Source organism: Candidatus Dedyshia acidiphila (assembly GCF_051025295.1).
Classification (GTDB): Bacteria; Acidobacteriota; Terriglobia; order Terriglobales; family Acidobacteriaceae; genus KBS-83.
In genome coordinates this window covers 25791-37483 of sequence record NZ_JBMGJV010000040.1, presented here as the reverse complement: position 1 = coordinate 37483, position 11693 = coordinate 25791, and the positions used below count along the sequence as shown (strand labels likewise).

General features: G+C 67.8%; 11 protein-coding genes. 8 read left to right on the top strand and 3 right to left on the bottom strand.

Going from position 1 to position 11693, the window contains the following annotated elements; translation table 11 throughout:
* Positions 1–152: 152 nt before the first annotated feature.
* The 3 genes from AC5IJH_RS14900 to glgC all read left to right on the top strand — a co-directional run bounded on the left by AC5IJH_RS14900 (position 153) and on the right by glgC (position 2174).
* Positions 153–338 (top strand): hypothetical protein, encoded by a 186-nt coding sequence (locus tag AC5IJH_RS14900; RefSeq protein WP_491903619.1) that lies wholly within the window; start codon positions 153–155, stop codon positions 336–338.
* Between the two features lie 118 nt (positions 339–456).
* Entirely contained in the window at positions 457–747 is a 291-nt protein-coding gene (locus AC5IJH_RS14895) for a hypothetical protein (RefSeq protein ID WP_491903618.1), read from the top strand.
* Between the two features lie 173 nt (positions 748–920).
* Positions 921–2174, top strand: a complete 1254-nt coding sequence (glgC, locus tag AC5IJH_RS14890) for a glucose-1-phosphate adenylyltransferase (RefSeq protein ID WP_491903621.1) — start codon at positions 921–923, stop codon at positions 2172–2174.
* Between the two features lie 141 nt (positions 2175–2315).
* Here glgC and AC5IJH_RS14885 read toward each other — a convergent pair whose 3' ends face one another.
* Positions 2316–3533 carry a carboxypeptidase-like regulatory domain-containing protein gene (locus AC5IJH_RS14885; protein WP_491903617.1) on the bottom strand — a complete coding sequence of 406 codons (1218 nt, stop codon included), beginning with the start codon at positions 3531–3533 and terminating at the stop codon, positions 2316–2318.
* A gap of 335 nt (positions 3534–3868) precedes the next feature.
* Here AC5IJH_RS14885 and AC5IJH_RS14880 point away from each other — a divergent pair, with 335 nt between their 5' ends.
* From AC5IJH_RS14880 to AC5IJH_RS14860, 5 genes are read left to right on the top strand one after another with little or no spacing between them, the layout of a single operon-like run.
* On the top strand, positions 3869–4498 hold the full coding sequence (locus AC5IJH_RS14880; protein WP_491903616.1) for an RNA polymerase sigma factor: 630 nt from the start codon (positions 3869–3871) through the stop codon (positions 4496–4498).
* Between the two features lie 2 nt (positions 4499–4500).
* Positions 4501–5475: a zf-HC2 domain-containing protein gene (locus tag AC5IJH_RS14875; RefSeq protein ID WP_491903615.1), complete on the top strand. Its 975-nt coding sequence runs from the start codon at positions 4501–4503 to the stop codon at positions 5473–5475.
* Positions 5472–6422, top strand: a complete 951-nt coding sequence (locus AC5IJH_RS14870; protein ID WP_491903614.1) for an LIM domain-containing protein — start codon at positions 5472–5474, stop codon at positions 6420–6422. The genes AC5IJH_RS14875 and AC5IJH_RS14870 overlap by 4 nt, the downstream gene beginning before the upstream one ends.
* Positions 6419–6733 (top strand): hypothetical protein, encoded by a 315-nt coding sequence (locus AC5IJH_RS14865; RefSeq protein WP_491903613.1) that lies wholly within the window; start codon positions 6419–6421, stop codon positions 6731–6733. The genes AC5IJH_RS14870 and AC5IJH_RS14865 overlap by 4 nt, the downstream gene beginning before the upstream one ends.
* On the top strand, positions 6730–8334 hold the full coding sequence (locus AC5IJH_RS14860) for a DUF4097 family beta strand repeat-containing protein (RefSeq protein ID WP_491903612.1): 1605 nt from the start codon (positions 6730–6732) through the stop codon (positions 8332–8334). Before AC5IJH_RS14865 ends, AC5IJH_RS14860 begins: the two co-directional genes overlap by 4 nt.
* On the opposite strand, the gene cmk is transcribed toward AC5IJH_RS14860, so the two are convergent.
* Positions 8335–9084, bottom strand: a complete 750-nt coding sequence (gene cmk, locus AC5IJH_RS14855; RefSeq protein ID WP_491903611.1) for a (d)CMP kinase — start codon at positions 9082–9084, stop codon at positions 8335–8337.
* Positions 9085–11679 (bottom strand): hypothetical protein, encoded by a 2595-nt coding sequence (locus AC5IJH_RS14850; RefSeq protein WP_491903610.1) that lies wholly within the window; start codon positions 11677–11679, stop codon positions 9085–9087. It lies immediately after the preceding gene.
* Positions 11680–11693 lie beyond the last annotated feature (14 nt).

Below are 11693 nucleotides of genomic sequence, written 5' to 3'. Positions count from 1 at the left end.
CGCGACGGTCAGCCCGTTCGTCCCGCTGTGGGCGCAGGCGATCACGGGCGACTTCAACGGGGAGCTCTTCACCATCAGCAACAACTACTTCGCCATCCTGCCGGGAATGCGCTACTTCAAGTTTTTTTGACGTCAACACATTGCTCAGTGCGGTGTCTGCTCATCCGCAGGTGTACGGCTTCACGGATGTGACGGACCGCTGCACGGTGCCCAACGTGACGACGAACGCCATCTGCGCCGAGCCGAACCAGTATCTGTTCTGGGACGCGACGCACCCGACCACCGCCGCGCATGCCGCGATCGCTGCCGATGTGTTGAGCCTGCTGCCGAAGCCCTAAGAATTGCGGTGCATCACGCGAAGTTCTCCCGGTGCGGCGGCGAATTGCCGCTCCGCCCCATCAGACGTAAGGTAGGGAGATACTTTGTCCGGGAGACCGGCGGTCCAGGGGAGGCGCGATGAATGCACGAGTGCGCAAGCTGATCGAGCAGCTAGGAGAAGCCATTCAGGAATCAGTCTCCGAATCCGAGCAGATTGCGGGCGTGGTGCAGAACATACGCAGCCAGGGCTTCGATGTGCTGTTGATGCTCGAGGCGACGATAGGACTGAACGAGGTCGAGAAGGAGCCGGAGACCCCGGAGGCAGGAGAAGGCGTGGACAGCTTCACGCCGCAGGATGTCAGCTTCCTGCGCTCGCTGCGCATCTCGATCGAGGGCGATTCAGGCGAAGCCAACGATACCGCGTCGTGAAGAAAAGCGGGGCTGCGTTCGTGCGGCCCCTGTCCCCTCATGGGTAATTGCCTGTAAGCTGGCTTGCGCAGCGGCGCCAGAGCCGATGAGCGTTGCGCGAACCAGCGGCCCCGGAGGATTGCAGAGTCCGCATCCGGCCGGCCGCGACAGGGAGATCCGCGAAAGGCATGACGATGAAAGACACACTGGGTGTTCTCCTCGCCGGTGGAGCCGGCGAGCGTCTCTTCCCCCTGACGCGCGACCGAGCCAAACCTGCCGTCCCTTTTGCCGGCACCTACCGCATCATCGACATCACGCTTTCGAACTGCATCAACTCCGACCTGCGCCGGGTGTACATCCTGACGCAGTACAAGGCGCTGTCGCTGAACCGCCACATCCGCGAGGGCTGGAGCGGCAGCGTGGCGCAGGAGCTGGGCGAGTTCGTGGAGATCCTGCCGCCCATGCAGCGCGTCAGCGCGAACTGGTACATGGGCACTGCGGATGCGGTGTACCAGAACATCTATTCAATCGGCGCAGAGCAGCCGAAGTACGTCATCATCCTGTCCGGCGATCACATTTACAAGATGAACTACCAGCTCATGCTCGACCACCACAAGCGGGTGGGCGCGGACGTGACGCTGGCGACGCTGCCCATCCGGCCGGATGAGGTGTCGCGCTTCGGCGTGGTCGATGTGAGCAAGGCCGGCGAGGTGGTCGGCTTTCTTGAAAAGCCGAAGGAGACCACGCTGCGCTCGCCGTGGAATCCGGACATGGTCGATGCGTCGATGGGCATTTACATCTTCAACACGGATGTCCTGCTGCCCTCGCTGATCAGGGACGCGGACGACTCCACATCGAAGCACGACTTCGGTCACAACATCCTGCCGTCGCTGCTCGGCAAGTACAAGATGACGGCGTACAACTTCGTCGATGAGAACCGCAAGGAGCTCTACTGGCGCGATGTGGGCACGCTGGACGCCTACTACGACGCCAACATGGACGTGGTCTCGGTGTCGCCAATCTTCAACCTGTATGACCACAACTGGCCGCTACGCACGCGCCAGCGGCAGTATCCGCCGGCGAAGTTCGTCTTTGGCGAGCCGGGTCGTACGGGCATGGCGGTGAACTCGATCGTGTCGCAGGGCTGCGTCGTCTCGGGCGCCGTGGTGCGCAACAGCCTGCTGTCGCAGGATGTGCGCGTCAACTCGTATGCGGAGATCGACTCGAGCATCATCTTCACCCACGTCGACATCGGCCGGCACTGCCGCATCCGCCGCGCCATCATCGACCGCGACGTCCATCTGCCGGAGGGCACGGTGATCGGCTACGACCAGAACGAAGACCGCCGCCATTACCACGTCACGCCCTCGGGGCTGACGGTGGTGACGCGCGATCTGTCGCTCTATGAAAGCCCGGTAGCGCCGGACTTTATGAGCGTGCCGCACTAAGCAGGGGTCACGGATCAGGAACCGCTAATCTTCGCTGCGCTCAGGATGACCCCGGACGGCGATGGGCACGCCCGTGCCGATTGCCCGAGTTCTTCTGAGGAGCGCAGCGACGAAGGATCATCGGTCCGGTTTTGTCGCTCCCTACGGTGCTGGCTTTGCGGCCCCGGTCTGTTCTGGGAGGGCGACGACGAGGCCGGCCGTGTCCTCATGGACGTTCAGGGGCTGGTCCGCGGTGCCGTAGTTGTGCAGGCTGTGGACCTCTTCGTGTGTCTGTGGTGTGTAGCCGGGTGGGAAGGCAATGTCCTCGTAGGTCACGTCGGCTGCGTCGTGCGCACGCAGGATGTAGTCGCCTTCCGGAACGAAGCGCAGATAGAACCGGTTGTCGGTGCGGTTCACCTTCGCGCTCTCGAGCTCCGTCTTGTCGTCGGGGTCGAGCAGTTGGATTTCGCCTTTATTGATGACGTGTCCGTCATGGGCAGCGGTCAGTTCGCCGCTGATGGTGTGCAGCTTGGACAGCGGAATCGTCATATCCTCGGCTGCCTCATCGCCTGCACTGAGCCTGAGCGGTTTCGTGTCGCGCTTGCGCGTCGTGCCGCCTGAGTAGAACGCGAGTTTCGCGACGTCGTTGATCGATGACGACCCGCCTTCGTGTCCTGCTCCTACGCTCACTCCGAATTCGAAGCGATCGAGCTTAAGGTCCACCTCGACCAGGTAGTCGCGGCCGACGAGACCGGCCAGACGATAGCGGCCCTGGTCATCCGTTGTCGGGCCACCCATCATTGGCAGAGGGCTCGACCGCATGGGCGTCCAGACCTGCCTGTCACCCTGTTTCTCGCGCGTCAGGACACGCACCGGGAGTCCAGAGGCGGGCGTTCCGTCGTCGAACAGGACGGTGCCGGAGATCGCGGCGCCACGCTCGAGGCGGACGTCGACAGTCGCGGGCAGACCAGCCTGCACGCTGACCCGCGGCAGCAGGTGCATGATGCGCTGGCGCTCCTCGGCAGTGGCGTGCGAGAGGGACTCCGAGCTGACGCTCGCAAATGGCGAGATGTAGCCGGGCTTGTCGGCGACCACGTAGTAGTCCCCGGGGGCCACGTCCGGAACGAGGAAGCTCCCGTCCAGGCCGGTCTGCACGGCGATGAAACTGATCTGTTGATCCGGGGCGGCGGCTCGTGATTGTGCGACCGGCTGCCACTCGAGGATAGCGACGGGTTCGAGCGCCACGGTAGCGAGACGGGCTGGCGCGTTCGTGTCGGCGCAGTAGATGTGCCCCGTGACCGTGACGCCCTTCTTTGCGGGAGTCTGCGCCTGGGCGACGCTGGCGAGAGCGATGAGACAGATCAGTAGCCGAGGTCGCATCCGGATGAGCCCTCTGGAGCGCGGCCAGTGTACCCCGGCAGGGCGAGGGGGGCAGGGGTCGTTGCCCCCTGCTCCTTCGAAGTCCATGGAACCAGTTGCTCCGTTCTGCCGTATTAGGGACCATGAGCGCTACCGCGACATGGCCGGGTCTGCTGGGAGGCGGGATGGGCTCCCGGGCCAATGGTTTGTGGTCGCCCTTGCCGTCCAGTGACCGGCCGAACAAGTATCCTGCCAAGATCACGCGGGACAGGATGTCAGGACGAGACTCACAGGCCGCCCCGGGCACACCGCCCTCTGAGAGCCCGACGCTTCGGCGGGACGGAACGCCTGCGCGCGTGGCTGCTCGCGGCGCGGTGCCGGCCGCTCCGGGGGCCGAGGTGGATTGGGGCATCCTGGTCGATCGCTGCCTGCGGGGCGACAGCAGCGCGTGGGCGGAGCTGGTCCGCAGCCACCATCGCCGCGTCTACGGCATGTGCTACCGCTTTACCGGGTCGGCACATGACGCGGAGGACCTGACGCAGGAGGTCTTTCTCAAGCTCTACGGCAACCTGCGCAGCTTCAACAGCGATAAAGGTAGTTTCACGACATGGATTACGACGCTGACGCGCAACCTGCTGGTCGACCACTTCCGCAGGAGCCGGATGGAGCGGTCAACCGACTCGCTCGATGCGGGTTGGGACAGCGTGGAAGATGCGCGCAGCGGGGCTGATCTGCTGCAGACAAAGGATCGCTCGCCGCACGATCACACGGTGGCGCGGGAGCTGGGCCGGATGGTGCAGGCCGCGCTGGCCAAGGTATCGCCGGAGTTGCGCGAAGCAGTGATTCTGCGCGACCTCGAAGATATGGATTACAAAGAGATCGCTCTGGTACTGCGTGTGCCGGAGGGAACCGTCAAGAGTCGCATCAGCCGGGGCCGCGCCGAACTGGCCCGGCTGCTGGGACGCAACAAGAAGCAGGTGATGTAGCCGTGCCGACCGATCACAATCCGGAGAAAGGCAGCCGCACGCCGGGCGCGCTGAACTGCGACGCCTGGGAGGCGATGCTGGTGGACGCGCTGGACGGGACGCTTGCCCCGGCCGACGCAGCCGCCTTTGCCGCGCACAGCCAGAGCTGCGATGCCTGCGGCCTGCTGCTCGAGGAGACGCGCCGCGGGAGTGAGTGGCTGGAGTTCCTTCGCGAAGCGCCCGAGGCGCCCAGCGGGCTAGTAGAGAAGATCCTGGCAGGGACCAGCGGGCTGCCGACGCCGGAGCAGATGCTGGCTGCGCCGGGCGTGGCTGCGGTCCCCCGCGAGCCGTGGCTGGGCATGCCGATGATGATGCTGCAGCGGCATGCAGCGGAGAGCCGCCTGATCATGACCGTGGCGATGGCATTCTTCTCGATCGCGCTGACGCTGAACCTGAGCGGTGTGCGGTTGAACCAGATCCACATGACGGACCTGCGGCCCTCGGTGCTCGCCTCGTCGCTGAGTCACGAGTACTTCACCAACTACGCGCACATGCGCCGGTACTACGAGAACCTGCGCATCGTGTACATCCTTGAGTCGCAGGTGAACGAAATGCGCCGCGACAACGGGCCGGCCAGCGATAGCGGGACCCAAAACAACGGAACCCAGACGACCGGAACCCAGAACAGCAGGACGCAGGCCGCGCCGGCTGCGGGCAGTCAGAGCACACCGAAGGCAGCTCCCGTGGCTCCGGACCAGTCGAAGCCGGCTGCGGGCAATGGCGCGGACAAGACGCCCGGGGACGCTTCCGGGCATCACGGTTCGAGCGCCATTCACGCTGCGCCGACGGGCGAGCGGCGGGGCGCGCCGGTGCTCGCCAGCCGGCCGGTTCACCATCACATGTCACAGCGCCTGCTGCTGACGGCGCACAGTATGGGCCACGTCTCTCCGTACCCAGGCACGCACCACCAGAAGACGTCAGAAAGGAGCCTGGTATGAACTGCCACTTTCACCCTGAGGTGCCGTCCACAGCTTTCTGCCAGTTCTGCGGCAAGCCTCTCTGCAAGGATTGCGTCCGCAATGTCGGCGGGGCGGTGTACTGCGAAGCCTGCCTGGCCGAGCGCCTGCGCAGCCACACGACAGTCGGCGGCAGCTTCACCACAGGTGAGCCGCACCCCATCCTCGCCGCCCTGCTGGGCTTCATCCCCGGCGTGGGCGCAATGTACAACGGACAGTACGCGAAGGGCATTGCCCATGTGCTGATCTTTACCGTGCTGGCCAGCCTGAGCGATCACGTCGGCGAGTTCGGCATTTTGCTGGCGGCGTGGGTCTTCTACCAGGTCTTCGACGCGTACCAGACGGCGATCGCACGCCGCGACGGCATGCCGCTGCCGAATCCGTTCGGGCTGAATGACATCGCTCAGCGGCTAGGGATTCATCCGGCTGCGCCGGGCGCGGTTCCGCCGGTGCCCCCGTCCGGGTCCTGGGATCCGACCGCCCACGTGAACTGGGATCCCACCGCCGGGGTCAACTGGACCCCCACCCCTGGCGGCAACTGGGCGCCGGGACCGCCTCCTCCGCCGTCCGCTGCCGGCTTCGTGCCGCCCGTCGGCGCGGGGTTCGTGCCGCAGGCTCCGCCGCCGCCTCCGGGCTACGCGCCGGTGCCGCCGACGTATGCCGGAGTGAACTATGCCGAAGTAGCACGGCGTGATCTGCCCATCGGCGCGATCGTGCTTATTGGGCTGGGTGTGCTGTTCCTGTTTGGCTCGCTGGGACTGCTGCGCTTTGCCTGGATCGGCCACCTGTGGCCGCTGCTGATCATCGGGCTGGGGATCTGGATCCTGGTCCGCCGGGCTCGCTCGGTGCCGCCCGACCCGATGCCTCCTGTTGGCAGTCCGACCGACCCGCGGGCGCAGGCTGACCCATATGCCGGAGGTCCGCGATGAACCGCTGGATCCTGATCCGCCGCGTGCGCGGCCCGGTCTATCTGCTGCTGTTCGGCGTGACTGCCCTGCTGAACCAATGGGACATCCTCAGCTTCAGCCAGAGCTGGCCGCTGTACCTGGTCGTCGCGGGTGTCCTGATGCTGGTGGAGCGCGCTGCCTTTGAGCGGCAGACGCCGCTGCAGCCGCCCTACCCGGGTCAGATGCCCGTCGCCTATCCGCCGTCGGGGTGGCAAACTCCGCCGCCGCCACCGGGCACCAACCTCGTGCCGGTACCGCCGAGCGACCTTGAGCGGTCGCAGGGAGGCCAATGATGGCAGCCGCCCCGCCACCCTACAGCACACCTCCCGGCAGCTTCGATCCGCGCCAGGCCCGCGCCCAGAGACGCGCCGCCCGCGCGCAGATGAAGGTGCAGCGCGCCTACTATCGCGGCCTGCGCCGCCCCTCGCTGGTCCGGCCACTGTTCCTGATCATCACCGGCATCATGGCGCTGCTGGTCGAGACCGGGCACATCAATGGCGCGGACTTCTGGGACTGGTACGTCCACTGGTGGCCGCTGCTGCTGATCGTGCTCGGCGTGCTTCTGCTGGGTGAGTGGTATCTGGATCGCGATCAGCCGCTGGCCCGCCGCTCCGGCGTGGGCGGCCTGGCGTTCCTGATCGTGCTGATGGCGGGGCTCGCCTTTGCCGGGCGGGAGGCGATGCACAGCCCCTTCGGCTGGCACTTCTCGGACCAGGACGACAACTGGCGCCTGCACCTGTTCGGCCAGGAGCACGACGACGATACGCAGTTCGACCAGGCGTTCGGCGCAAACGGCCGGCTGACGATCGAGAACCCGCGCGGTGACGTGTCGATCGGACCTTCGACGGATGACCGCATTCATGTGAGTGCGCACAAGACCGTCTACACCTCGAGGGACAACGACGCCACGCGCCTGCTTGGACGCATTCAGCCGACGCTCACCGTGAACGGCCACGAGGGCACGCTGACGACGGCGCGGCTGGACCGCGGCAGTGTCGATCTAACCGTGCAGGTGCCGGCCGACACCAGCCTGGTCATGAGGACCGGGCACGGCAATGTTGCCGTGAACGGCCTGAACGGGAGCGTGGGTGTGGAGGCGGCGCATGGCAACGTGTCGCTGAACAAGATTGGCGGCAGTTGCACAACGCGGCTGTCTGGCGGCGACTTTGCTGCGCATGCGCTCGCCAGCACGCTGAACCTGAGCGGCCGCATCGAAGACGCCAGCATCTCGGACGTGACCGGGCGGGTAACGCTTGAGGGCGACTACACCGGCGACGTCGACCTGAGCCGGCTGGCCGCGCCGCTGACCTTCCACTCGAGCCGAACGACCTTCTCGGTCGACAAGCTCGATGGCGACCTGTCGCTGGATCACCAGGACCTGAACCTGACCCGCGCGACGGGCCGGGTGCAGGCGGCCACGCGAGCCAAGAACATCACGTTTTCCGGCGTCGGGGGCCCGCTCGATGTGTCGACATCGGATGGCGACATTCGCGTCAATCTTGACGGCAACAAGGGTCCGGTCACGCTGCGCAATCGCAATGGCGCCGTCCGGATCGGGCTGCCGCCGGATCACCTCTACCGGGTGGACGCGAGCTCGCATGACGGCAATGTGTCCAGCGGTCTGAGCTGGAACGGGAACGTCAACCGAAGCGAGCGGCACATTGACGGTGAGACTGGGCGCGGAGCCGGCCCCGCCGAGCAGGTGACGCTGATGACCGAGCACGGCGATGTGGAGATTGGACCGCCGCAGGCCGAGAACGAGGAAGCGCCAGAGCGGCCGGAGACGCCAGAACAGCCGAAGACGCCCACGCCACCCAAGCCGCCGAAGGCTCCGCACGCACCGCATCTGCGGGTGCCGCGCAGCGAAGCGCCCCCACAGACGACGGAGCAGTAGTTAATGGGTCCGGGGAGCGCTGTCGAGGTAGTTCTGCACCAGCTTGGCGGCGAGTTCGATGACCTCGCCCAGGCTGAGCTCGGTCGAGTCGATGATGACGGCGTCCTCGGCGGGACGCAGCGGGGAGTCTGCCCGGGTGCGGTCGCGGTGATCGCGCTCGCGAATCTCGGCTAGTACGGTGGCGGGCAGATGGGCGGGGGTGGCCGCGCCGCGGTTCTGCTCGTAGCGCCGCTCGCCGCGACGCTCGGGTGAGGCGTCGAGGAAGATCTTGATCGGCGCCTGCGGAAAGACGGCGGTGCCGATGTCCCGGCCCTCCATGACGACTTTGCCGCGCGCGCCGAGCGCCTGCTGCAGACCGACCAGCCAGCGCCGAATGGGCGGATGCACGCTGACCTCGGAGGCCGCTGCGGTAACGGCCGGGGTGCGCAGCTCTGCCGTGACGTCGACGCCATCGAGCAGCACGCGATTCCCTGCTCCGGCCCCGTCTGCGCTCTGAGCCGGCGACTCGAGCCGCACATCCGTCTCATGCGCCAGAGCTTCAAGTGCCGCAGCATCGCTGGTCGCGATGCCGCGCTGGATCGCTTTAAGCGCGAAGGCGCGGTACATGGCGCCACTCTCGAGATTGAGCAGGCCGAAGCGCTCGGCCAGGGCGCGGGCCACCGTGCTCTTGCCCGCGCCGGCCGGTCCATCGATGGCCACGATCAACGGCACGGGATGCGGCACGGGCTCGGATGACGGAGGCTGCGCCATCTAGCCTTCGTCTCCCTCGCGCCTGGGCTTGCGAGCCGGGGGCCGTGTGCCGCCGGGCTTGCGCGCGCCACCCGGAGCCGGACGACCTGTCGGGCGACCGCCGGGGCGGAAGCTGGGACGACCACCGGGACCGCCTGCGGGGCGACCGGTTCGTGCACCGGGCCCTGCGCCGCCCGGCCTTGCTCCCCCGGGTCGTGCACCACCGGGACGAGCGCCACCGGGACGAGCACCTGCCGGACGAGCACCTGCCGGACGGGCACCTGCCGGGCGGAAGGGACGGGCGCCTGCGCCGCCAGCCGGTCGCGGGCCGCGGTCCGAAGCCGAGCCTGCAGGGCGTGGTGGACGACCGGCTCCACCGGCGCCTGCGTCCTTGCGGAAGGGCCGAGGAGGGCCGCCGGCAGCGCCTGCGTCTTTGCGGAAAGGCCGAGCCGGACGGCCGGCTGCGCCTTCTGGCTTACGGAAGGGACGCGGCGGACCGCCGGGTCCACCAGCGTCCTTGCGGAAGGGTTTGCGCTCGCCACCACCGAAGGCTGGACGCCCGGCGCCGGCTGCGCGCTCACGGAAGGGGGCGCGCGCGCCTGCTGGTCTGCCTGCGCCAAACGGCTTACGGTCGCCAGCCGGCTTGCCTGCTGCGAACGGCTTGCGGTCGCCCGCTGGACGCCGCGTGTAGGGTTTGCGCTCGCCTGCGCCTGACTCACCGGGGGCACCCGGGCCAGCCGGTTTGCGAACGTAGGGCTTCTTCGCGAATGGCTTGTCAGCAAAGCTGCGCGGTGCGCCACCCTCACGGCGCGGCTTGTCGCCCGGCGCTGCGCCGGGCTTGTCGAAGTCGCGACGGGGTCCACGGGCTGCGAAGGGGCGGGGCGCGGCTGGACCACGCTCACCTGCGGGACGGAACGGGCGCTTCTCACCGGATGGGGTGTAGGGCCGCTTCTCGCCTGCAGGCCGGAAGGGACGCTTCTCGCCGGATGGAGTGTAGGGACGCTTCTCGCCAAAGGGACGCGGGCTGCGCGGGCGGTCCCCCGTGCCGCCACGGTCGGGACGGCCAGCACTTGGACGGCCGGCGCTGGGTCGGCCAGCGCTGGGTCGGCCGGCGTTGGGACGGCCCTCACGAGGCGGTCCGGAGGGACGCCGATCACCGGCTCCTCCGCGGGTGAAGGGACGTGCCGGGCGGTCGGAGCTGGAACGGGGGCCAGCACCTGTACGTGGTCCGCCAGGCCGGGCTCCGCCGGGACGTGCACCACCGGGACGTGCACCGAACGGGCGCGCGCCACCCGGGCGAGCCGAGCGGAAGGCAGCGCCGCCGGCAGGGCGATCTCTGCGCGGGAAGGACGACCCGGAAGCTGCCGGGCGCTCTCCCGTTCCCTGTTCACCTGCGCCGGCGGGGCGGTCGAAGCGCGCGGGGGAACGATCGCGTTTTTCGAAACGAGGGCGGCTGCCTGCCTCGCCATCGCGTCTCGGCGGGCGGCCTGCGCCCGCTTCGCGACGGGGGAACGACCGTCCTCGATCGCCACCAGCGCCGCGGGCGCGGTCGCCACCGGCGCCACGGGCGCGATCGCCAAAGCTGGGCCGCTTGCCGGGGCCACGCTGGCTGTGTGCAGCCGGGCGCGGCCGGCCAGCGGCACGCTCGGCCGAGGGTCCGCTCGCAGCGGCTTCGATGACGCTGGGCTCGTTCTGTTCGAGACCAGCATCTTCGCCGGTAGCCGCACTCGACAGCTCGGCGGCAACGGCTTCTTCCTCGGGGAACTCGGGCAAGGTGCCTTCGATGTAAAGCTGCTCTTCTCCACCAAGCGGGAAGGAATGCAACTGGCGCGTGGTGGTGAGGCCGTGAACGACGTCGCGGATGCGCGAGCGCGACGCGAGCGGCGACAGGAAGATGCCAACCTGCTCCGGCGAGGCGGCGACGGCGGACTGCAAATAGAACGACGCCAGGATGGAGAGCGCGGTGGTCTGCGACTGCGTGCTGCCGACGTTGAGCTCGCGGCGGTGACGCGCGACGAGCAACTCCCAGTGCGCGGGCAGGCCGCTGGCGGCCGGGACGGGCACAGCACGCATGACGTGCCAGAGCTCACCGAGGGCGCGCAATGTCGCTGCCTCGGTGACTTCGCGGCCCAGATGCGCGCGCAGCTCGGCGACGGTGAGTGCGCCCTCGCGCTCGAGCAGCTTCCACGTCTCCGCCGCCAGCGGCGAGACGCGCGCCTGGCCGGTGGTGGTGGGCTCCTTCTTGGGGTTGCGCTCTGCCTGCATGGCATAGAGGTACGGCAGCGCTTCGGGCGTGGCGAGAAAGTCAGGCTGCTCGCCGACGATGCCTGAGGGCGAACCGAAGAGGTTGAGCGCGATGGCGGCGCCGCTCTCGACCAGGCGCGCGAGCATGTCCGCTGCTGCGCTCAGCCGCTCCGGACCGGGGGCCGGGTCGGCCACTCCGGCGACAGCTTCGACAAAGCTGGGCGCGGGCGCGGGCACATGCGAATGCCGCGGCAGATAGAGGCACAGCGGCGTTTCGCGGAGCCAGCGCTCGGCATCGTCCAGCGTCAGCAGCGCGTTGCCATCCTGACGCCAGCGTGCCCGCCGCGCTTGTACTAATTGATCCTGTGTCATGAACGTCCGATCTC